The sequence below is a fragment of the Sphingobium sp. AP49 genome (genome assembly GCF_000281715.2).
Lineage (GTDB): Bacteria > Pseudomonadota > Alphaproteobacteria > Sphingomonadales > Sphingomonadaceae > Sphingobium.
Map to the genome: position 1 here is coordinate 2620457 of NZ_CP124576.1, position 20626 is coordinate 2641082.

Annotated in this window: 17 protein-coding genes; 10 read left to right on the forward strand and 7 right to left on the reverse strand. The window is 66.4% G+C overall.

Annotated elements, in window-relative coordinates:
• Positions 1-2 precede the first annotated feature (2 nt).
• Both PMI04_RS12550 and PMI04_RS12555 read right to left on the reverse strand, forming a co-directional pair.
• On the reverse strand, positions 3-515 hold the full coding sequence (locus PMI04_RS12550; RefSeq protein ID WP_238535888.1) for a sigma-70 family RNA polymerase sigma factor: 513 nt from the start codon (positions 513-515) through the stop codon (positions 3-5).
• Between the two features lie 84 nt (positions 516-599).
• On the reverse strand, positions 600-1625 hold the full coding sequence (locus PMI04_RS12555; protein ID WP_081490995.1) for an oxidoreductase: 1026 nt from the start codon (positions 1623-1625) through the stop codon (positions 600-602).
• Positions 1626-1738: 113 nt separating this feature from the next.
• Here PMI04_RS12555 and PMI04_RS12560 point away from each other — a divergent pair, with 113 nt between their 5' ends.
• Both PMI04_RS12560 and PMI04_RS12565 read left to right on the forward strand, forming a co-directional pair.
• Positions 1739-2248 carry a hypothetical protein gene (locus PMI04_RS12560; RefSeq protein ID WP_007707370.1) on the forward strand — a complete coding sequence of 170 codons (510 nt, stop codon included), beginning with the start codon at positions 1739-1741 and terminating at the stop codon, positions 2246-2248.
• Positions 2249-2279: 31 nt separating this feature from the next.
• Positions 2280-3344 (forward strand): Gfo/Idh/MocA family oxidoreductase, encoded by a 1065-nt coding sequence (locus PMI04_RS12565; RefSeq protein ID WP_007707373.1) that lies wholly within the window; start codon positions 2280-2282, stop codon positions 3342-3344.
• A gap of 118 nt (positions 3345-3462) precedes the next feature.
• Here the strand turns inward: PMI04_RS12565 and PMI04_RS12570 are convergent, their stop codons facing one another.
• The 5 genes from PMI04_RS12570 to PMI04_RS12590 all read right to left on the reverse strand — a co-directional run bounded on the left by PMI04_RS12570 (position 3463) and on the right by PMI04_RS12590 (position 9239).
• A complete protein-coding gene (locus tag PMI04_RS12570) occupies positions 3463-4083 on the reverse strand; it encodes a PaaI family thioesterase (RefSeq protein ID WP_007707375.1) in 621 nt (206 codons plus the stop codon).
• Positions 4084-4197: 114 nt separating this feature from the next.
• Positions 4198-5370, reverse strand: coding sequence for an acetyl-CoA C-acetyltransferase (locus PMI04_RS12575; RefSeq protein ID WP_007707378.1), 1173 nt, complete (start codon positions 5368-5370; stop codon positions 4198-4200).
• 22 nt (positions 5371-5392) lie between these two features.
• Complete coding sequence (gene npdG / locus PMI04_RS12580) at positions 5393-6058, reverse strand: NADPH-dependent F420 reductase (protein ID WP_007707381.1); 666 nt, start codon at positions 6056-6058, stop codon at positions 5393-5395.
• Complete coding sequence (cofH, locus tag PMI04_RS12585) at positions 6048-8468, reverse strand: 5-amino-6-(D-ribitylamino)uracil--L-tyrosine 4-hydroxyphenyl transferase CofH (protein WP_037485754.1); 2421 nt, start codon at positions 8466-8468, stop codon at positions 6048-6050. The genes npdG and cofH overlap by 11 nt, the downstream gene beginning before the upstream one ends.
• 51 nt (positions 8469-8519) lie before the next feature.
• Positions 8520-9239 (reverse strand): TetR/AcrR family transcriptional regulator, encoded by a 720-nt coding sequence (locus tag PMI04_RS12590; protein ID WP_007707386.1) that lies wholly within the window; start codon positions 9237-9239, stop codon positions 8520-8522.
• 95 nt (positions 9240-9334) lie between these two features.
• Between PMI04_RS12590 and PMI04_RS12595 the strand changes: the two genes are divergently transcribed.
• From PMI04_RS12595 to PMI04_RS12630, 8 genes are read left to right on the forward strand one after another with little or no spacing between them, the layout of a single operon-like run.
• Positions 9335-10357: a phosphotransferase family protein gene (locus PMI04_RS12595; RefSeq protein ID WP_007707389.1), complete on the forward strand. Its 1023-nt coding sequence runs from the start codon at positions 9335-9337 to the stop codon at positions 10355-10357.
• Between the two features lie 22 nt (positions 10358-10379).
• Entirely contained in the window at positions 10380-11120 is a 741-nt protein-coding gene (locus PMI04_RS12600) for an SDR family NAD(P)-dependent oxidoreductase (RefSeq protein ID WP_007707393.1), read from the forward strand.
• 43 nt (positions 11121-11163) lie between these two features.
• Positions 11164-12393 (forward strand): acyl-CoA dehydrogenase family protein, encoded by a 1230-nt coding sequence (locus PMI04_RS12605; protein WP_007707396.1) that lies wholly within the window; start codon positions 11164-11166, stop codon positions 12391-12393.
• A gap of 34 nt (positions 12394-12427) precedes the next feature.
• On the forward strand, positions 12428-13774 hold the full coding sequence (locus PMI04_RS12610; RefSeq protein ID WP_007707398.1) for an MFS transporter: 1347 nt from the start codon (positions 12428-12430) through the stop codon (positions 13772-13774).
• An 11-nt stretch (positions 13775-13785) separates the two neighbouring features.
• Positions 13786-15321 (forward strand): AMP-binding protein, encoded by a 1536-nt coding sequence (locus PMI04_RS12615; RefSeq protein WP_007707401.1) that lies wholly within the window; start codon positions 13786-13788, stop codon positions 15319-15321.
• Between the two features lie 5 nt (positions 15322-15326).
• Entirely contained in the window at positions 15327-17414 is a 2088-nt protein-coding gene (locus PMI04_RS12620; protein WP_007707403.1) for a PQQ-dependent dehydrogenase, methanol/ethanol family, read from the forward strand.
• On the forward strand, positions 17401-19476 hold the full coding sequence (locus PMI04_RS12625) for a 3-hydroxyacyl-CoA dehydrogenase NAD-binding domain-containing protein (RefSeq protein ID WP_007707405.1): 2076 nt from the start codon (positions 17401-17403) through the stop codon (positions 19474-19476). Before PMI04_RS12620 ends, PMI04_RS12625 begins: the two co-directional genes overlap by 14 nt.
• Positions 19473-20624 carry a thiolase family protein gene (locus tag PMI04_RS12630; RefSeq protein WP_238535889.1) on the forward strand — a complete coding sequence of 384 codons (1152 nt, stop codon included), beginning with the start codon at positions 19473-19475 and terminating at the stop codon, positions 20622-20624. Before PMI04_RS12625 ends, PMI04_RS12630 begins: the two co-directional genes overlap by 4 nt.
• The last annotated feature ends 2 nt before the right edge of the window (positions 20625-20626 follow it).

Genomic DNA, 20626 nt, shown 5'->3' on the forward strand with positions numbered 1-20626 from the left:
GTTCAATCCTTCACGATGCGCAGCTGGGCGGGGCGGGCGGCCGGCATCCCGTCCTCCAGCGCGCGCAACCTCGCCCTGGCGCGGGACAGGCGGGAAATCAGGGTGCCGATCGGAATGCCGATGGCAACGGCGGCGTCCTGATAGGACAGCCCCTCGACCGCAACGAGATGCAGGACAGCCTGCTGCTCTTCCGGCAGCGCCGCCAGCGCCGCTTCGATCTGGTGCAGGCGGACCGATTGCTCCTGCGTCGGGGCCTCGACCGGATCCGCCTGCGCTACGACATCGGCGCGGAACCGTTCGCGTACGGCCGCCCGGCGCGTGCCGCTGACGAAGACATTGTGCAGGATGGAAAACAGCCAAATGCGCAGCGGCCGGCCACGCTCATATTTGTCGACATTGGCATAGGCGCGCACCAGCGCATCCTGCACCAGATCCTCGGCATCGCTTTCATTGCCGGTCAGCCGACGGGCATAGCGCATCAGCGCGGGCAACAGGTCGACAACCTTGGGCGGCATGGGTTTCATACGTCACTTACGCCTCAGTGAACGCTTTAATCCCCCTTCACCCAAATATTTCTAAATTATGGAGGTTCAACCCGGTCAGGGTTGGATTTCGCGCCGTTCCGCGCTGCTGCGCAGGCCTGCTTCCAATATTTCCATCACCGCGATCGCCTCGTCCGCCGGCACCGGATTGGCGCCCTCGCCCCGGATCGCATCAGCCAGCGCCTGCCAGAACAGGCGATAATCACCCGGCTCGTTCGGGACCGGATGCGTGTTGCCCGCCGAATCGGTCAGATGGCCCGGCTGCGGATCAATGCCCCAGTCCGCCCCCTCGGGCCGCTGGCCCGCGACCGTCGCGGCTTCCTGCCCGTCGGTCCCTTGCTTGATCCAGCTGCCCGCCGTGCCATGGACGACGAAGCGCAGCCCATGCGCTGCCGCCTGCTTGGTCGCATGCAGCAGCACCCGGTGGCGCGGATAACGCAATGTCACATGAAAATAGTCTGGCGACATCGCGCCTTCACGCAAGGCGGCAATGTCCGCGCTCACCCCTTCGGGCTTGCCGAACAGGCACAGCGCCTGATCGATCAGATGCGGCCCCAGATCCTGCCAGATGCCCGCCGCACGCGCATCCTTCCATGTCGTCGCCGGGGTCGGCCGCCAGCGGTCGAAATGGCTCTCGAACTGGATGATTTCGCCCAGCCGTCCCTCGGCGATCAGCCGGCGCAGGGTGCGAAAATCCGCGTCCCAGCGCCGGTTCTGGAACACGGCAAGCAGCCTGCCCGCACTTTCCGCCTCGGCCGCCACCCGGCGCGCATCGGCCAGCGTGGTGGCAAAGGGCTTGTCCACCAGCACATGCTTGCCCGCCCGCAGCGCCGCGATCGCATGGTCGGCATGCAATTCATCGGGACTGCACACGATGACAAGGTCGATCCCCGGCAGCGCCAGCAGCGCATCGACATCGGGCACCACCTGCATGCCCGGCAGGCCGGCATGGACCTTGGCCGGATCGCGCGAGATGACGGCGCACAGCGCCATGCCCAGCGTCGCCATCACATAGGGCGCATGGAACGCCCGTCCGCCAAGCCCATAGCCGATCAGGCCCACGCCGATTTCCTGCATCATCATCGTCCCATATCGCCGGGGCGGATCAGGGCGCGCGCGCCTTGCCCCAAAAAGATAGCATATACTATCTTCCTGCCGAATCCCGCGAACGGGATCATCCGGAGAGGATAGCGCTTATGCTGTTGCGCCGACCATCGCCGCTTGTCGACCCGGAATCGGGCGTGCTGCGGGCCGACCATTTCCAGATCGCCTATGCGACCAATGATATCGACCACGCCCAGGCGATCCTGGCCGATCGCTATGGCATCGGCGCCTTTCGCCGGCTCGAAGGGCCGCTGGCGGCGGGCGGCCAGATCCGCGTCGAACTGGCCTGGGTCGGCCCGGTCATGTATGAATTGCTGAACGCCTCCGGGCCGGGATCGGCCATCTATATGGACCGCCTTGCCGCCGGCGACGATTTCCAACTGCGCCATCATCATCTGGGCTATCTGATCCACGACGCCGCGCAGTGGCAGGCTCTCCTCGCCCGTGCACAGGCCGACGGCCTGCCCGTCCCCCATGTCAGCCATAATGAAGGCTTCATGGACAGTTGCTTCGTCGATGCGCCCGAACTGGGCCATTATCTCGAATATATTTTCCCGACCCAGGCCGGGATCGACTTCTTCGCCGCCGTCCCAGCCACCTAAATTCCCCCTGACCCACCCGAAAGGACCAACCATGCCCCCTGCCCCCCGCGCGATCGTCGTCGGCACCGGCTTTGGCTGCCGCATCCATGTCCCCGCGCTGCGCGCTGCGGGGTTCGAGGTGGCAGGCCTGGTCGGCACCGATCCCGACCGCACCCGTCGTCGCGCCGATGCTGTCAATATCGCTGACATCTTCACCGATCTCAGCGAGGCGATCGACCGCACTGGCGCGGTCGCGGTGACAGTCGCCACACCGCCGGCCACCCACGCCGCGCTTGCCCTGACCGCGATCGAGCGCGGCTGCCACATCCTCTGCGAAAAGCCGATGGCCGCCGACCTGGCCGAGGCTCGCGCGATGCTGGCGGCGGCGGAACAGGCCGGGGTCACTCATCTGATCGGCAACGAGTTCCGCTGGGCACCCGATCGCGCGATGATCGGCCGCGCCATCGCCGACGGGCTGATCGGCGATCCCCGCTATGTCACCCTGTCCAGCGTCATGCCGATCGTCGCCGATCCTGCCGCCCGCATGCCGCGCTGGTGGTTCGATGCCGGCGCGGGCGGCGGCTGGCTCGGCGCCCATGGCTCGCATCTGGTCGACCAGTTGCGCGTCTGGCTGGGCGAGGTGGACAGCCTCAGCGCCACCCTGCCCACCGTCTCGGACCGCCCGGCCGACGCGGCGGAGGACAGCTATATCGTCCGCTTCCGCATGAAGAATGGCGCGCAGGGCGTACTTCAACACAGCGCGGGCGTCTGGGGGCCATCCGAAAATATCAGCCGCGTCGCCGGAACCCATGGCACGCTCTGGGTCGACAAGGGGGTGGTGAAGATCGCCGACCGGGATGGCGTGCGCGACCTTCCCGCCGATGCCGACCTGCAACTGCCACCGATCGAAGCCGACGATCCGCGCAAGGCGGCGATGCTGTTTGAGTTCGCCCCCTTCATCCGCCTGTGCGAAGCCCTGCGCGCCGGCGTCGAGGGGCGGCCCATGCCCGAAGGCGTACCGATCCCGACCTTCCATGACGGCGTCGCCGCAATGACGATACTCGACGCGATCCGCCAATCCGCGGCCCAAGATGGCGCTCTCGTCAAACTGTCCTGAAAAAGAGAAGGCCCGTCGACGGGGGGTGTCGACGGGCCAGATCTGCGAGACCGCCAGAGCGGGGGGAAGTGCGGCGGCCTCATCGAATATAACGGACCATTGAAGGGAAGGTTCCCACTTATTGCTGATGCGGCAGCAATTCGATGAACAGCCCTTCGGCATCGGCGCACAACAGGTCGCCATCGCGCAGTTCGCCGCGCACGAAACGCTTGCGCCCCTCGACCTTCGTCACCCAAGCGCTCACCTGCAATTCCTTGTCGATCGGCGTGATCGCCCGATAATTGACATGTAGATAGGCGGTGCGCGCCATGCGCTGGGCGCTCATATTCGCCGGCAGCCCCAATATCTCGTCGAACAGCAAAGCCACCGCCCCGCCATGGGCGGCATAATTGGCGCCCAGATGGAAGGCGCCAAAGGTCACCCGGGCATGCAGCGAATCGTCGCCCATCTGATCGGGGATGAAGGCCGGCGCGAACACCTGGCCATGGCCCGGCGCATCGCGCACCCGGCCGAACATGCGATGCGCCTCTTCCGCCACCATCGGCGTCAGCCGCTGCGTCCAGGCGGCAAGGTCCGCGTCCAGCGCCTGCGCCGTAGCGTCGTCCAGCTTGGCCGCCGCGACATGATCCAGGAAATCGCGCAGCCGATCGATCATGCGCGCATAGGGCGTATCGCCCGTCAGCCAGCGCCCGCCCAGCAGATCCCGATCCTCATTCTGCGATGCTGCGCCGTCCGACATGCCCAAATTCCTCTCTCTGCCATCCTGCTTAGGCATGTCTGGTGCGCAGAGGGAAGCCCCGTCCGGGCGGGAGGCGCAGCAGCGCCGGGACATCATCGCCCCGGCGCCGCATCGTCACAGCCGCTCGACGATCGTCACATTGGCCATGCCGCCGGCCTCGCACATGGTCTGCAAGCCATAGCGCGCGCCACGATCATGCAGCGCGCTGACCAGCGTCGCCATCAGCTTGGCCCCCGACCCGCCCAGCGGATGGCCCAGCGAAATCGCCCCGCCATGGACGTTGAGCCTGTCGGGATCGGCACCCAGCGCCTTGGCCCAGGCCAGCGGCACCGGCGCAAAGGCCTCGTTCACCTCATAGAGATCGATGTCGCCGATCGTCATGCCCGCCTTCGCCAGCGCCCGCTCCGTCGCCGGGATCGGCGCCTCCAGCATGATGACCGGATCATGGCCGATCACCGTCATCTCGTGGATGCGCGCCAGCGGCGTCAGTCCCAGCGTCTTGAGCCCACGCTCGTTGACCACCAGCAGCGCCGCCGCGCCATCGCAAATCTGGCTGGCGTTGGCAGCGGAAATCACGCCCCCCTCGGTCAGCAGCTTGACGCTGGATATCCGTTCCAGACTGGCATCGAACCTTATGCCCTCATCCACGTCGTGGATCACCGTTTCGCCCTCCGGCGTCACCACTTCCAGCGGCACGATTTCCGCCGCAAACTTGCCCGCCTGCGTCGCGGCCGCCGCCCGGCGATGGCTTTCCAGCGCATAGGCGTCCAGCGCATCGCGATCGAAGCCATATTTGCTTGCCATCATCTCTGCCCCGCCAAACTGGCTGAACGGCGTATCGGGATAGCGCGCCTCGATCCCGGGACTGCGATAGGTGCCGAAACCATGCTTGGCCGCAAGCGTCCAGGGCAGGCCCATGGGCACGCGGGTCATGCTCTCCACGCCGGCGGCGATCACGACATCCTGGATGCCCGCCATCACCGTCGCGGCGGCAAAATGCAGCGCTTGCTGGGACGAACCGCATTGCCGGTCGACATGGGTCCCCGGCACGGATTCAGGCAAGCCGCCGGCCAGCACGGCGTTGCGGGCGATGTTCGCCCCCTGCTCGCCGCCCGGACAGGCACAGCCCATGATGACATCCTCGACCGCCGCCGGATCGATCCCCGCCCGGTCGACCAGCGCCGCCAGCACGCGCCCGGCCAGGTCGGCCGGATGCACGCCCGCAAGACGGCCGCCTCTCTTCCCCCCCGCGCTACGTGCGAGGGCGGCGATATAAGCCTCAGCCATGTTTCACTCCTTCTGGCGGCGATCAGACGCCGGTGATGCGGATGCCGGATCCCGGCACCTTATATTTGCGGTTGAGCGCGATCAGGACGGAGGTCAGCCCCTCGGCCACCACCGAATTGCACAAGGGCCCGGCATTCCAGGCGCGCAGGCCGATTTCCTGCGCCAGTTCGACCACCTGGTCCGCCGCCTCGCTGTCGTCGGCGCAGACCAGCACGTCGCACTCGATCTCCTCGTCCAGCTTGGTCAAATGATGCGCGCTGATATTCTGGAAGGCGGACACGACGCGAACGCCATCGCCCAGCATCTTCTGCACCGCCTCGACCGCCGATCCGCCTTCGGGCAACTGCACCCGGCTGACCTTGGGCGGCACCAGTGGCACGGTCACGTCGATCAATATCTTGCCCGCCAGCGCGTCGGCGACATCCTTCACCGTCGATTGCTGCGCAGCATAGGGCACGGCCAGCACGATGATGTCGGCCTGCGCCGCCGCATCGGGATTGGCCGCGCCGACGACCGAACTCCCGCCCAGCGTCGCGTTCATGGCATCGGCCGCTTCCTGCGCCCGCTCGGCGGTGCGGCTGCCGATGATGACCTTGTGTCCCTTGTGCGCCCAGCGCAGCGCCAGGCCGCCGCCTTCCTTGCCGGTCCCGCCAAGCACGGCGATCGTCGCCAAAGCTTCATTCTGCATATTCAAACCTCTCCTGGTTCGTATCGGCCTCGCGCCGCCGCTTGCGCGGGGGCGTCAGGACCATGGGTGTCAGTTCCGCCGCGGTCATTCCGCGTGCATGGATATCCGCGCTCACGCCGCCATAGGCGGTGCTGCGCTGCCGGGGCGTACGGTCGATCGACCGGATCAGCGCCTCCATCGCGGCGGGCGGCATTTCCTGGCCATGCTGGGTGCCGGCCGCGCGCGAGATGCTCTCGTTCATCAGCGTGCCGCCCAGGTCATTGGCGCCGCCCTCCAGGCAGGCTTTCACCCCTTCCGGCCCCAGCTTGACCCAGCTCGTCTGGATCGACCGGATATGGGGATGCAGCGCCAACCGCGCGACCGCGTGCATCAGCCGCACCTCGCGGAAGGTCGGGCCATGGCGCGACTGGCCGCGCACGCCCATCGGCGCCTCCATATGGACGAAGGGCAAGGGCACGAATTCGGTGAAGCCGCCGGTCCGCCGCTGCAGGTCGCGGATGCGGATCAGGTGCCTTGCCCAGTGGCGCGGCGTGTCGACATGGCCGAACATGATCGTCGCAGTGGTGGTGAAGCCCACGCGATGCGCGGTCTCGATCACCTCCAGCCATTGCGCCGTGTCCAGCTTGTCGGGGCAGATGATCGCCCGCACCTCGTCATCCAATATCTCGGCCGCCGTGCCGGGCAGCGTGTCGAGCCCCACCGCCTTCAGCCGGCGCAGGAAATCCTCGACCGGCAGGCCCAGCGTCGCCGCGCCCTGCCACACTTCCAGCGGGGAGAAGGCATGGATGTGCATCTCGGGCACCGCCGCCTTCACCGCGCGGGCCAGGTTGAGATAGGTGTCGCCGGTATAATGGGGGTGGATACCGCCCTGCAGGCAGACTTCGGTGCCGCCCCGCTCCCACGCCTCACGGGTGCGGCGGACCACTTCCTCCAGGTCCAGGTCATAGGGCTTGCCGCGCAGCGCCTCCGCCTTGTCGCCCTTGGAAAAGGCGCAGAAGCTGCATTTATAGGCGCAGATATTGGTGTAGTTGATGTTGCGGTTGACGACATAGCTGATCGTGTCGCCCATCTCCTGCATCCGCAGGGCGTCCGCGCTGGCGCAGACATGCACCAGGTCGGTCTCGCGCGCGGTGAACAGCGCCTCGATCTCGGCTTCTTCCAGCAGCGCCCCGGTCATCGCCCGGTCGACGATCGCCGCGATCGCGGGATCGGCCGGCAGCGCCGACGGCCGCGTGACGCGCGGCTCCAGCGCGATGCCCGGCGACCAGCTATCCTCGCGCGCAAAGCCCATTGCATCGGCATGGGCCAGCACATGGCGGACCATCGCCTGGTCCTGCCAGCGCTCATTATCCTGCGCATAGGCGGGATAGACCGGCAGCCGGGCGACCAGCATCCGCCCTTCGCCCTCGGTCGCGGCGCGCAGCCGCTCGACCGCCGGCCAGGGCGCTTCCGGGTTCACATGGTCAGGCGTCACCGGCGACACCCCGCCCCAGTCATTGATCCCCGCCGCCATCAGCTGGGGGAAGTCCGCCGCCGACAGGTTGGGCGGCGCCTGGATATTCATCTCCGGCCCAAGGATCAGCCGCGCCACCGCGATCGTCCACAGCAATTCGTCCATGTCCGGTTCGGGCGCATCGGCCATCACCGTGCGTTCCTTGGCCCGGAAATTCTGGACGATCACTTCCTGGATATGGCCATAGCCATCCTGCAGGTCGCGGATCGCCTCCAGCGCCTCGATCCGTTCCTTGCGCGTCTCGCCGATGCCGATCAGGATGCCCGTGGTGAAGGGGATGGCCAGTTCCCCCGCCAGCCGGATCGTCTCCAGCCGTGCCGCCGGCTCCTTGTCGGGCGAGCGATAATGGGCGCCGCCCTTGCGGCACAGCCGATCGGACACCGACTCCAGCATCAGCCCCTGCGACACCGAAACCCGGCGCAGACCGGCCATTTCCTCGCGGGTCATGACCCCGGCATTGATGTGCGGCAGCAGCCCGGTCTCGTCGCGCACCAGCGCCGCCATTTCCGCCAGATAGGACAAGGTGCTGTCATGGCCCAGCCGCGCCAGTTCCTCGCGCGCGGCGGCAAAACGCAGCTCCGGTTTGTCGCCCAAGGTGAACAGCGCTTCGGTACAGCCCGCCGCCTTGCCGGCGCGCGCCACCGCCAGCACGTCCTCGCGCGTCATATAGGCATTTTCGCCCGGCCGTGGCGGCTGCGAGAAGGTGCAATAATGACAGAGATTGCGGCATAGCTGGGTCAGCGGAATGAAGATCTTGCGCGACCAGCTCTGCACCCGGCCATGGCCTTCGTCGCGCAGCGCCGCCGCCTGCGCCATCAGCTCGGCCAGCGGCATCGCCAGCAGCTCTGCCGTGCGCATCCGCTCCGCTTCGCCGATCCCGTCCAATCCTGCCATCATCCCGCTCCGCTTGTTTCGTCTTCTATGTTCTGATTGTGATTGCGCCCCGGTTCAACCGACAGGACCCGGCCGATCCGCAATAGCGCCGTCGCGTTGCCCCAGCCCCTTGAGCATCGCCGCCGGAAGATCCGCCGGCGCTTCCAGCAGCGCCACCAGTGTCTGCAGGAAATGCTCGACGCTTGCCTCGCTGCCCCACATCGGATGCGCCCGGCTTTCGTCGGCCAGCGCCCGCTGCCGCGCCGAAAGCACCGCGCTCAGATAAGCCCCCATGAACACGAAGCGCTGGTTCTGCAGCGCCACCGGCAGGTCCGCCATCATCCCGCGCAAATGGTCGAGACACCGGCCATAGGCATTGTTCCAGGCCGGATCGATCGCATCCAGCATCATGTCGCGATGGGTCATGGCAAAGATGACGATGAACTGGACATAATGGCTGTCGGGCAGCGCCAGCACCGGCCGGACCAATATCTCCACCACCTCGCGGATCGTGCGCGGCCCACCCTGCGCCTCCAGCCCGTCGAGCGCCGCATTGCGCTCCCGATCCAGCGCTATCGCGCCGTCCATCACCAGCGCCCGGACCAGCGCCTCCTTCGACCCGAAATAATAGCTCACGGCGCCGTGATTCTTCTGCCCCGCCGCCGCCGCGATCTCGCGCACGGTCACGCCATCGACGCCCTTTTCGGCGAACAGGCGCAACGCCACCTGCTTGATCTGCTCGGCAGCGGATCCGCGGGTGGCATCATCGGCCTTGGCGAGTTGAAGTCTGACCATGAGTGCAATTTCTCATTGCAATGCTGGTTCGTCAAGTGCATTATCCAATTGACCTAATCGACGGCTAACAGTCGATAAAAGCGAGGGATGCCTAAGTGGAATCAGCGGTCGACATCGAGTCGCTGGCGGCGTGGATGACGGATCAGGGGCTTGGCACCGGTCCGATCGACAACGTGACGCCGCTTGCCGGGGGGACGCAGAATATCCTGCTGCGCCTGACCCGCGACGGCCGCGACTATATTTTCCGTCGCCCGCCGGCGCACCCCCGCCCCAACAGTAATGAAACCATGCGGCGCGAGGCCCGGCTGCTGCGCGCCATCGCCGGCACCAATGTCCCCCATCCCGCGCTGATCGCCGATTGCGGCGACGAAAGCGTGCTGGGCGTCGCCTTCTACCTGATGGAGCCGGTCGATGGCTTCAATCCGGTCGGCCAGCTGCCCATGCCCCATGCCGGGTCGCCCAAGATGCGCCACGCCATGGGCCTGGCCCTGGTCGACGGCATCGCCGCATTGGGCGCGCTCGATCATCAGGCGCTGGGTCTCGCCGATTTCGGCCGGCCCGACAATTTCCTCGGCCGCCAGGTCGATCGCTGGCGCAGCCAGCTTGCCGGCTATGGCGAATTTGCCGACTGGACCGGGCCGCAGGCGCTGCCCAGCGTCGACGCCATCGCCGCCTGGCTGGAACGACACCGCCCGGCCGATTTCACCCCCGGCATCATGCATGGCGACTATCATCTCGCCAATGTCATGTACCGCCCCGACAGCGGCGATCTTGCCGCGATCATCGACTGGGAACTGGCGACGATCGGCGATCCGCTGCTGGACCTGGGCTGGGTGCTCGCCACCTGGCCCGACGGCAGCGGCGCCAGCACCGTGTCGGTCACGCCGTGGGAGGGTTTCCCGACGCCCGCCGAACTGGTCGCGCGCTATGGCGCCGGCTCCGCGCGCGATCCGTCTGCGGTCGACTGGTATCATGTCCTTGCCTGCTACAAGCTCGGCATCCTGCTGGAGGGCACCCATGCCCGCGCCTGCGCCGGCAAGGCGCCACGCGACACCGGCGACCGGCTCCACAGCCGCGCCATCCACCTTTTCGACCGCGCCCAGGCGCTGATCCGCTGACATGCAGGAAGGATGTTCCCCCTTGGGCAATGAACTGGACTTCACCGGAAAGACGGTGCTGGTGGTCGGCGGATCGAGCGGCATCGGCAATGGCATGGCCCAGGCCTTCCTGAAGCGCGGCGCCCGCGTCCATGTCTGGGGCACGCGCGCCAGCGCCGCCGACTATGCCGGCGAGGAAGGGTCGGACCTCGACGGCATCGGCTATACCCAGGTCGATGTCAGCGATCCCGCCGCGATCGCCGCCGCGCCCGCCCCCTTCGATGCGCTCGACATCCTCATTCATTCGCAGGGTGCCGTCCTCTATCGCCGCCAGGAGTTCGAGGTCGACGGCTGGAATAAGGTGATGGCGGTCAATCTCGACTCCATCCTCCACATCTCCAACCGCTTCAGGGATGCGCTGGCCGCCACCAAGGGCGCCGTCATCGTCGTCAGCTCGATCGGCGGGTTCAAGGCGACCTTCGGCAACCCCGCCTATGCCGCGTCCAAGGCCGGCGCCGTCAATCTGGTCCGCGCGCTCGCCATCGCCTGGGCGGGCGACGGGATCCGCGTCAACGGCATCGCCCCCAGCCTGGTCGACACAAAGATGACCAAGGTGACGATGGACAATGACGAGCGGCGCGACCGCGCCTTGTCGCGCATCCCGCTCGGCCGCTTCGGCTCGGTGGACGAGATGGCGGGGGTCGCTTTGTTCCTCGCCTCTTCCCTCTCCACTTATATTTGCGGGCAGACGCTGATCGTGGACGGCGGCCTCACGCTGACCTGATCCCCTGCCCGCCTTAGCCCCATTTCCCAAAAGGACCGATCGCATGGATTTCGAATATTCCGACAAGGTGCAGGCGCTGCGGGCGCAACTCACCGATTTCATGGACGCCCATGTCTATCCGATCGAGAAGGAACGGGATCATTTCCACCATGATCCCGCCCATCTGTGGCAGCGCTGGCCGGGCACCGAGACGATCAAGGCCAAGGCGAAGGAAGCGGGCCTGTGGAACCTGTTCCTGCCCCATGAATATGGGACATGGAGCCCCGGCCTCACCAACCTCGAATATGCGCCGCTGGCCGAACTGATGGGCCGGGTGATCGGATCGTCGGAATATTATAACTGCTCCGCGCCCGATACCGGCAATATGGAAGTGCTCGCCCGCTACGGCACGCCCGAGCAGCAGGAAAAATGGCTCAAGCCCCTGCTCGCGGGCGATATCCGCTCCTGCTATGTCATGACCGAGCCAGGCGTCGCCTCGTCCGACGCCACCAATGTCGAAACGACGATCGTCGCCGATGGCGACGACTATGTCATCAACGGCCGCAAATGGTGGATTTCGGGCGCACTCGATCCGCTGACCAAAATCTATATCCTGCTCGGCCGCACCCCCAATGCGGACCGGCCGCGCCACCAGCAGCATTCGCAGATCCTGATCCCGGCCGACACGCCGGGGATCGAGATCGTTCGCCCGCTCGACGTGATGAACGCCGTCCACTCGCCCGGCGGCCATGCCGAAATGGTCTTCAAGGATGTGCGCGTGCCAAAGGAAAATCTGATCCTGGGCGAAGGGCGCGGGTTCGAAATCGCCCAGGGTCGTCTGGGGCCGGGCCGCATCCACCATTGCATGCGCCTCATCGGCCAGGCCCAGCGCGCGCTCGAATATATGGCCCGCCGCGTCGACAGCCGCGTCGCCTTCGGCCGCAAGCTCGCCGACCAGGGCAGCATCCGCCAGGATATCGCCTTGTCCTTCTGCGAGATCGAACAGGCCCGTCTGCTGACGCTCAAGGCCGCCGACGCGATGGACCGTCACGGCAACAAGGTCGCCAAGGATCTGATCGCCGCGATCAAGATCGTCGCCCCGCGCATGACCCAGACGGTCGCCGACCGGGCGATGCAGGTGTTCGGCGGCATCGGCATGGCCAGCGACTTCCCGCCTGCCGCCGCCTTCATGAATGCGCGCTACCTGCGCCTCGCCGACGGGCCGGACGAAGTCCACATGGCCCAGCTCGGCAAGCTCAAGATCGCCGAACTCAACGCATTGCCGCAACGCTGAGAGACGCAAGAGGGCGAAGGGAAGGATCATGCTGATGACCAGCCAGGAAACAGCCCCGGACGGCCGCGATACCCAGCAACTGGGCACCGCCTGGTGGATGGTGGCGGTGCTGTTCGGCCTCTATGTCCTGTCCTGGGTCGACCGGTTGATCGTGTCGATGCTGGTCACGCCGATCAAGGCGCATCTGCTGCTCAGCGATGTGCAGGTCAGCATGATCACCTCGACGTCCTTCGCCATCTTCTACGCCATTTTCGGCCTGCCGCTCGGCTGGGCTGCGGACCGCTATTCGCGCCGCTGGATCATCTTCGGCGGCGTCGCGCTCTGGGCCGTCGCCACGACCGCCTGCGGCTTCGCGCAAAGCTATGAGGCGCTGCTGGTCGGCCGCATCTTCGTCGGCGTGGGGGAAGCGGCGCTGCTGCCCGCCGCCTATTCGCTGATCGCCGACGCCTTCCCGCCGCGCCTGCTGACCCGCGCCACCTCCACCTTCCAGATGGCCGGCAAGGTCGGCTCTGCGACGGCATTTGCCCTGGGCGGCGTCGCCATCGCCTTCGCCGCCGCGCATAGCGGCATCCATATTCCCTTCCATGGCCCGGCCCAGCCCTGGCAGCTGGTGATGATGATGGTCGGCGTGCCCGGCCTGCTCATCGCCCTGCTGGTCTTCACCTTTCCCGAACCGGGCCGCCGCGGCGCGACCAGGGCCGCGCGCCCGGTCGCGGAAAAGGGCGCGATCGCCGGCTTCGTGCGCCAGAACTGGCGGCTGCTGGCGCTGATGCTGGTCGGTACATCCTGCCTCGCCATGTGCGGCTATTCGATGACCAACTGGGTGCCCGCCTATATCGAACGACATTTCGGCTGGAAGCCAGTGCAATATGGCGTGGCGTTGAGCCTGATGAACATCGTGTCGGCCGTGTCGCTGGTGATCAACGGCTGGATCGTCGACCGTCTGTTCGTGCGCGGCATGAAGGACGCCCATCTGCGCTTCTACAGTTGGCTGATCCTCGGCTTCCTGCCGGTGATCGCCTATATGTTCTTCGCCACCAACGTCTATGTCTTCCTGGTCTGCTACTGCGTGGCGCAGTTCATCACCGTACCCTTCATGGTCTATGTCTCCTCGATCATGGGGCTGATCGCACCGGCGACGATCCGCGCGCGGATGCTGGCCTTCTTCCTCTTCGTCTTCACCATATTGGGCCTGGGCGCCGGCCCGGCGATCGTCGCCGCGCTCACCCAATATGTCTTCCGGTCGGAAGCCGCGCTGGGCCAGTCGCTGGCGGTGGTCGTCACCGTCTGCTCGGTCGTCGCCCTCCTCTCCTTCCGTATGGCCCTGCGCTACCTCGCCCCCACCATCGCCGCGCGTGCCGTCCACGCGCCGGCCGCCTGAAAGGACGCCTGATGTCACTCACCCTCCAGGCTGTCGCGCCCGACCGTCGCACCGACATGGCGCTGACCGACGAGCGTGTCTCGCTCGACTGGCTGCAACTGGATGATCGGCTGAACCGCGCCGCCAATGCCCTGAACGGCCTCGACCTGCACGAACGCCGGGTCGCCGTCTTCGCGCCCAACAGCGCTGAAACCGTGATCGCCTATGTTGCCTGTCTGGAGGCCGGCATTTCCAGCGTCCCGGTCAGCTTCCATCTCACCCCGTCGGAGGCCGCCTATATCCTCAAGGACAGCGGCGCCGTCGCCCTGCTGGTCGGCCCGGAAACGATGGAGGCGGGCCTTGCCGCCGCGGCCGAGGCCGGCGTCGCCACCGTCATCGGCTGGCGCTGCCCCGATCATGAGAGCGTGATCCATTGGGAAGAATGGCTTGCCGCCGCCTCGACCGCCGAGCCTGACCCCAGCATGCCACCGCTGCCCCATCTCCATTATACCTCCGGCACCACCGGCCGGCCCAAGGCCACCGAGACCCCGCCGCAATATTTCCCGCGCGTCGCCACGGTGCAGGCCTTGGCGGAAACGGTCCGTGCCCGCATCACGCCCTCGCCCGGTATCGCCGTCGGCCCGCTCTATCATACCGGCCCGCTCGGCATGGCGCGCAACGTCTTCGGCGGCATGAGCCTCATCACGGTCGAGCATTTCGACGCGGAAAGGGCGCTGGCCCTGATCGAGAAATATCGGGTCGCCGGATCGGTCATGGTCCCTACCCATTTCCAGCGCATGCTCGCCCTGCCGGAAGAAGTGCGCGCTAAATATGACGTCTCCAGCATCCAGCGCCTCGCCCATACCGGCGCAGCCTGCCCCCGCGCCGTCAAGCAGGCGATGATCGACTGGTTCGGCCCGGTCCTGGTGGAGGCCTATGGCGGCACCGAGGCCGGCTCCACCACCTTCATCACCTCGCCCGAATGGCTGGAGCGTCCGGGATCGGTCGGCCGCGCCTTGGCCCCGTTCGAAACCGTCATCTATGGCGATGATGGCACGGTGCTGGGCGCCAACGAGGTTGGCCAGGTCTATTTCCGCGACACCAGCGGCCATGGCATCGTCTATCGCGGCGACCCGGAAAAGACCGCCGCCGCCCATATCGCGCCCGGCATCTTCACCCTGGGCGAAATGGGCTATGTCGATGATGCAGGCTATCTCTTCATCACCGATCGCGTGTCCGACATGATCGTGTCGGGCGGCGTCAACATCTATCCGGCGGAATCCGAACATGTGCTGCTGCGCCATCCCAAGGTGGCCGACATCGCCGTGGTCGCGGCCCCCAATGCAGAAATGGGCGAGGAAGCCCGCGCGCTGGTGATCCCGCGCGACCCGTCCGATCCGCCGACCGCCGACGAACTCAACGCCTTCTGCCGCGCCAGCCTCGCCGGCTATAAATGCCCGCGCGGCTACGAGATGGTCGATGACATCGGCCGTACCATCATGGGCAAGGTCAACAAGAAGGCGCTGCGTCAGCGCTTCTGGCCGTCCGACCGGACGATCGGGGGCTGATCTTCATGCGTCTTGCGTCCCTCACTCTGCCGTTTCTGGCCTTGCTCGCTGCCTGCGCGCCCTCCGGACAGACCCGGCGCGACGGCACCGACTGGCCCGGCTATGGCGGCATCGATGAAAATCACTACAGCCCGCTCAAGGACATCAACGACCGCAATGTCGGCCGGCTCGGCCTCGCCTGGTATCAGGATATCGACGGCGGCGGCTCCAGCCTGACCGCACCGATCGCGGTCGACGGCATCCTCTATTATGCCTCGGGCTACAGCGTCGTTCACGCGGTCGACGCCACAACCGGCCATGAACTATGGACCTATGATCCGCAAAGCTGGAAGGCCGCCGACAAGAAGATGCGCGGCGCCTGGGGCAGTCGCGGCATCGCCTATGACAATGGCGCCGTCTATGTCGGCACGATCGACGGCCGGCTGATCGCCATCAATGCCCGCACCGGGCACAAGCTCTGGTCGACCCAGACCATCGGCAAGGATGACGAACGCTATATCAGCGGCGCGCCCTGGGTGTTCAACGGCAAGGTCTTGATCGGCCATGGCGGCGCCGATTTCGCCCCGATCCGCGGCTATGTCACCGCCTATGACCAGAAGACCGGCAAGCAGCTCTGGCGCTTCCACACCGTGCCCGGCGACCCGAAACTCGGCTTCGAGAACAAGGCGATGGCGATGGCCGCCAAGACATGGACCGGCGAATGGTGGAAATATGGCGGCGGCGGCACCGCCTGGAACGCCATGGCCTATGACCCCAAATATAACCGCATCTATATCGGCGTCGGCAATGGCTCGCCCTGGAACCAGAAGATCCGCAGCCCGGGCGGCGGCGACAATCTCTTCCTCTGCTCGATCGTCGCGCTCGATGCCGACACCGGCGAATATGTCTGGCACTATCAGACCAATCCGGGCGAAACCTGGGACTTCAACTCGGCGATGGACATGGAACTCGCCCGGCTGAAGATCGACGGGCAGGAACGCGACGTGTTGATGCACGCGCCCAAGAACGGCTTCTTCTACGTCATCGACCGCGCCACCGGGAAACTGATCTCCGCCCGCAACATCGTGCCGGTCAACTGGGCCAGCGGCATCGACGTGAAGAGCGGCCGGCCGATCGAAAACCCCGCCGCCCGCTATCCCGGCGGCAAGGCGGCGATCGTCTATCCCTCGCCCTTCGGCGCCCATAATATCGAGGCGATGTCCTTCAATCCGGGCAGCGGCCTCGTCTATATTCCGACGATGGATCAGGGCCGCGTCTATATCGACCCGGCCGAACCACTAAAGGGCTGGAAGCATCTTGACGGCCAGCGCATCAGCGTCGGCACCGGCGCGCCGCCGCCCGGCGTCACGCCCGATCGCCCCGCCACCAGCTTCCTGCTCGCCTGGAACCCGGTGACGCAGAGCGAGGCCTGGCGCATTCCGATGCCCGGCCTGCGCGGCGGCGGCGGCACCGCGACCACGGCCGGCAATCTGCTGTTCCAGGGCAATGCCGGCGGCAAGTTCGTCGCCTATGCCGCCACCAGCGGCAAGCCGCTCTGGTCGTTCGATGCCCAGACCGCCGTGATGGCCCAGCCGATCAGCTATCGCGCGCGCGGCAAACAATATGTGACGGTGATCGCCGGCTCCCGCTTCCCCAGCGCCATCGGCCTGCCGCGCGAATGGAATTATCGCACCCAGCAATGGCGCGTCCTGACCTTCGCCCTCGATGGCAAGGCGGCGCTGCCCAAGGTCGATCCCGTCGACATGCCGGTGATCGATGATCCTGCCTTCACGGTCGATCCCGCCAGGGCCGCCATTGGCGCCACCGTCTTTGGCCAGCGCTGCTCCATCTGCCATGGCGCCAACGCCGTGTCCGGCGGCGCCGCGCCGGACCTGCTCCAGTCGGGCGTTCCGCTCGACACCGCCAGCATGAAGGATGTGCTGCACAACGGCATCCTGCGCGAACGGGGCATGCCGCGCTTCCAGGAACTGACCGACGAAGAGATCGCCGGGCTCCAGCATTATTTCCGCCAACGCGCCCGTCAGGTGCTGGCCGCGCAATCCGCCGGTCAGCCGGGCGCCCAAACGCACAGAGGCTTGAATGAAGGTCAATGACGTCGTCACCTATGCGGTGGAAGGCTCCATCGCGGTCATCACGGTCAATTCGCCGCCGGTGAACGCCCTCTCCAACGCCGTGCGCCAGGGCGTCGCCAGCGCGGTCGAAACCGCCATCGGCGATCCGGCGGTCGGCGCGATGGTGCTGATCTGCGAAGGCCGCACCTTCTTCGCCGGCGCCGACATCACCGAATTCGGCAAGCCGCCGGTCGAACCCACGCTGCGCAACCTGCAACTGGTGGTGGAGAATGCCACCAAGCCGGTGATCGCCGCCATCCATGGCACCGCGCTGGGCGGGGGCCTGGAACTCGCGCTCGTCGCCCATTATCGCATCGCCGTGCCCTCGGCCAAATGCGGCCTGCCCGAAGTCAATCTGGGCCTACTGCCCGGCGCCGGCGGCACCCAGCGCCTGCCCCGCATCGTCGGCGTCGCAAAGGCGCTCGACCTCATGACCGCCGGCGGCCCGGTCTCGGCCAGGGCGGCGAAGGAAATGGGCCTGATCGACGAACTCGCCGCCGAAGGCCAGTTGCGCGCCGACGCCATCGCCCTTGCCCAGCGCGTGCTCGACGAAGGCCGCCCGCTGCTCAAGGTCCGCGACCGCACCGAGAAACTGGACGAGGCACGCGGCAAGCCCGAAATCTTCGCCGATTTCCGCAAGGCCAATGCCCGCAAGTTCCGTGGCTTCAACGCCCCCGAAGCGATCATCCGCTGCGTCGAGGCGGCCCTCGAACTGCCCTTTGACGACGGCATGATCTTCGAGCGGCAATTGTTCAACGAACTGCAGGCCGACAGCCAGTCCGCCGCCCAGCGCCATGTCTTCTTCGCCGAGCGTCAAGCCGCCAAGGTCGACAGCCTGCCCGCCGACACCCCGATCCTGCCGATCGCCAAGGTGGGCGTCATCGGCGCCGGCACCATGGGCGGCGGCATCGCGATGAACTTCGCCAATGCCGGCATCCCCGTCACCCTGGTCGAAACCAACGAGGACGCACTGTTCCGCGGCCTGCGCATCATACGCGGCAATTATGAGACGACCGCCAAGAAGGGCAAGATGAAGCCCGAGGATGTCGACACCCGCATGGGCCTGCTCACCGGGTCGATCGCGATGGAGGATCTGGCCGATTGCGACCTGATCATCGAAGCGGTGTTCGAGCAGATCGACGTCAAGCGCGAGGTCTTCACCAGGCTCGACCGGATCGCCAAGCCGGGCGCGATCCTCGCCACCAACACCTCCTATCTCGACATTGACGATATCGCCGCCGCCACCAGCCGGCCGAACAGCGTCGCCGGCCTCCATTTCTTCTCGCCGGCCAATGTCATGAAGCTGCTGGAGGTGGTCCGCACCAGGGACACCAAGCCGGAAATCATCGCCACCGCCATGAAGCTCGCCAAGACGATCGGCAAGATCGGCGTGCTGGTCGGCAATGGCTATGGTTTCGTCGGCAACCGCATCCTCGCCGCCCGCAATACACAGGCGGACCAGTTGATCCTCGAAGGGGCCACGCCCTGGGCGGTCGACAAGGTGCTGTATGATTTCGGCTTTGCCATGGGCCATTTCCAGATGCGCGATCTGGTCGGGCTTGATGTCGGCTGGAACCCCAAGACGACCAGCTCCGCCAATGTCCGCGAAATCCTCAACGAAATGGGCCGGCACGGACAGAAGACGAAGGGCGGCTTCTACGATTATGACGAGAACCGCAAGCAGACCCCCTCGCCGGTCGCGATGCAGGTGATCGAGGATTTCGCCGCGAAGCAGGGCATCGTCCGCCGCGATGTCAGCGACGCGGAAATCCAGGATCGCATCCTCTTCGCCATGGTGAATGAGGGCGCCCGCATCCTCGACGAAGGCATCGCCTCGCGCGCGTCCGACATCGATATCGTCTGGATCACCGGCTATGGCTGGCCGAAATATCGCGGCGGCCCGATGTTCTGGGCCGATCTCCAGGGGCTTCCCACCGTCCTCGACCGGCTGAAGGCGCTGGAGGCCGCGCATGGCGCCGCCTTCACCCCATCGCCGCTGATCGAACGACTGGTGGCACAGGGCAAGGGGTTCAAGGACGCATGATGAAGGGCAACAAGATCGCCATCACCGGCATTGGCGAAACCGCTTTCCTGCGCAAGGGCGAGGAAACGGTGATGCAGATGATGACCCGCGCCAGCCTGGCCGCGATCGCCGATGCGGGCCTCACCCCCGCCGATATCGACGGCCATGTCAGCAACAAATATGTCGGCCACCCGTCGGAGGAGGTCGCTCATGCGATCGGCGCCGCCACCCGGCGCTTCACCGCCGTCGCCGACACGGCGGGCGGCACGGCCACCACCGGCGACGCGCTGCGGCTGGCGCAGCTCGCGATCGAGGCCGGGCTCGCCCGCCATGTCCTCGTCCCCTATGCCATCCGATCGACCAAGCCGGGTGGCGTCTATGGCTTCCACGCGCGCGAGCCGCAAAAGGCGGGGCTGGAAATGCCCGCCGGCTTCTTCGGCCAGCCCACCTATTTCGCGACCATGGCCAATCGCTACGCCCATGAATTCGGCATGAGCGAGGCGGAACTGGCCTCGGTCTCGATGACCTACCGCGCCTGGGCGGCGCTGACCCCCGGCGCCCAGAAGCGCGATCCGATGGACCTCGACGCCTATCGCCAGACGCCGATGATCTCGACCCCGCTGCGCGTCGCCGACTGCTGCCTCACCACCGATGGCGGCGGCGCCTATGTGGTGAGCGCAGTGGAGGCCGCCCGTGACCTGCCCCATCCGGTGATATCGGTGCAGGGCGTCGGCATTGGCTACAACAATTACCCCCATGGCGTGCTGTTCACGCAGAAGCCCTGCACCTTCGACTATCCCGGCTGGGACTCGGCGGCACAGGCCTATGCGATGGCCGGCGTCGATCCCAAGGATCTGGACCTCGCCCAGGTCTATGACGGCTTCTCCATCTCGGCGATCGTCCAGACCGAGATGCTGGGCCTGTGCGATCGCGGCGAAGGCGCGCGCTTCTACGCCGCCGGCCATGCCAAACCGGGCGGCCGGATGCCGGTCAACACCAGCGGCGGCCATATGTCGGGCGGCTATGTCCCCGGCATCAACCTGCTGATCGAGGCCGTGCGACAGCTCCGCGGGCAGGAGGGCGACCGCCAGGTGCCCGACGCGCGCCTCTGCGCCGTTGCTGGCCTGGGCGGCAATAATCATTCCACCACCATCCTTGCGAGGGACTGACC

Bases quoted from the DNA above. Each gene is read 5' to 3' on its own strand.
- PMI04_RS12555 (WP_081490995.1), bottom strand. From the start codon at position 1,625: ATGATGATGCAGGAAATCGGCGTGGGCCTGATCGGCTATGGGCTTGGC.
- PMI04_RS12610 (WP_007707398.1), top strand. From the start codon at position 12,428: ATGACCAGCCAGGAAACAGCCCCGGACGGCCGCGATACCCAGCAACTG.
- npdG (WP_007707381.1), bottom strand. From the start codon at position 6,058: ATGCAGAATGAAGCTTTGGCGACGATCGCCGTGCTTGGCGGGACCGGC.
- PMI04_RS12615 (WP_007707401.1), top strand. From the start codon at position 13,786: ATGTCACTCACCCTCCAGGCTGTCGCGCCCGACCGTCGCACCGACATG.
- PMI04_RS12590 (WP_007707386.1), bottom strand. From the start codon at position 9,239: ATGGTCAGACTTCAACTCGCCAAGGCCGATGATGCCACCCGCGGATCC.
- PMI04_RS12605 (WP_007707396.1), top strand. From the start codon at position 11,164: ATGGATTTCGAATATTCCGACAAGGTGCAGGCGCTGCGGGCGCAACTC.
- PMI04_RS12620 (WP_007707403.1), top strand. From the start codon at position 15,327: ATGCGTCTTGCGTCCCTCACTCTGCCGTTTCTGGCCTTGCTCGCTGCC.
- PMI04_RS12625 (WP_007707405.1), top strand. From the start codon at position 17,401: ATGAAGGTCAATGACGTCGTCACCTATGCGGTGGAAGGCTCCATCGCG.
- cofH (WP_037485754.1), bottom strand. From the start codon at position 8,468: ATGATGGCAGGATTGGACGGGATCGGCGAAGCGGAGCGGATGCGCACG.
- PMI04_RS12575 (WP_007707378.1), bottom strand. From the start codon at position 5,370: ATGGCTGAGGCTTATATCGCCGCCCTCGCACGTAGCGCGGGGGGGAAG.
- PMI04_RS12565 (WP_007707373.1), top strand. From the start codon at position 2,280: ATGCCCCCTGCCCCCCGCGCGATCGTCGTCGGCACCGGCTTTGGCTGC.
- PMI04_RS12560 (WP_007707370.1), top strand. From the start codon at position 1,739: ATGCTGTTGCGCCGACCATCGCCGCTTGTCGACCCGGAATCGGGCGTG.
- PMI04_RS12550 (WP_238535888.1), bottom strand. From the start codon at position 515: ATGCCGCCCAAGGTTGTCGACCTGTTGCCCGCGCTGATGCGCTATGCC.
- PMI04_RS12570 (WP_007707375.1), bottom strand. From the start codon at position 4,083: ATGTCGGACGGCGCAGCATCGCAGAATGAGGATCGGGATCTGCTGGGC.
- PMI04_RS12630 (WP_238535889.1), top strand. From the start codon at position 19,473: ATGATGAAGGGCAACAAGATCGCCATCACCGGCATTGGCGAAACCGCT.